Raw genomic sequence first — 1023 nt, 5'->3', positions numbered from 1 at the left:
GCTATTGTGAGTACGGTATCATGGTAAAACAGGTCACTGTTATATTCTATGCTGAGATGTAGTCCATCCTGCCGTGGCTCAAATATGAAGTTCAGATCAAATTTGCTGACCGGATTAGGGAAGTCTGTATATGGATTTATTTGCAGCTTGCCATTTTGCTGGGCAGCTACTACTTCATCAAGATCTGCATCCTGTAACACCACCATCACATCAAACAACGGGCTGCGGCTCATATCACGCTTCAGTGGCAACGTATCCACCAGCTCATCAAAAGGATACGACTGATGTTCGTAAGCWGCCATYGTTACCTGTCGCACCTGTTCCAGCAGTTGCAGATAGCTCTCACTGCCGCTGAAGCGGGTCCTTAGCGCCAGCGTGTTCACATAGAAACCTAATTGTCCTTCCAGGTCTGCATGTTCTCTGCCGGCAACAGGGCTGCCCAGGATAATATCTTCCTGGCCGCTGTAGCGATACAGTAAGGTGTTTACCGCCGCTACCAGTCCCATGAACAGGGTGCTGCCCGTAGGTTGTAACAGCGCCGATAAACCAGAGATGTCTATTGTTTTTTGTACCATCCCGCCATGATAGGTTTTTACTGGCGGACGGGGCTTGTCTGCCACCAGCTCTAGCACCGGTAGTTCACCGGAAAACTGTTGCTGCCAATAAGTTCTAGCGGTATCGTCTGCGTGGGATTGTTGCCATACTGCATAATCCTTGTATTGGATGGGCAATGCCGGCAGCGGACTATTATCATGATAGAGATGCAGCAGCTCTTTGATCAGCACCCCCATTGACCAGCCATCGCTGATGATGTGATGCATCACATAGACAAACACCCACTGCCCTGCTGCTACTTCGTAGAGAGATGCCCGTAGTAAAGGGCCGGTAGACAGATCAAAAGGCGTATAACATACAGACTGGATATCGGCAGATAAGTCCGTGGGTTGTGTGTTGTAGTGGATGCTGAAATCTATATCAGGAAGAATGTATTGTTGTACGCCATACTCTTCATCTTCCTTAAAA

The 1023-nt window shown here is 48.5% G+C and carries 1 protein-coding gene; it reads right to left on the bottom strand.

Annotated elements, in window-relative coordinates:
* Window positions 1–1023, bottom strand: a 1023-nt coding sequence (locus AC1DFM_RS34630; protein ID WP_477081358.1) for a condensation domain-containing protein, incomplete at both ends; no start/stop codon positions are given.

Source organism: Chitinophaga sp. 05T412, assembly GCF_056396465.1.
This window is presented reverse-complemented; position numbering and strand designations above follow the sequence as displayed.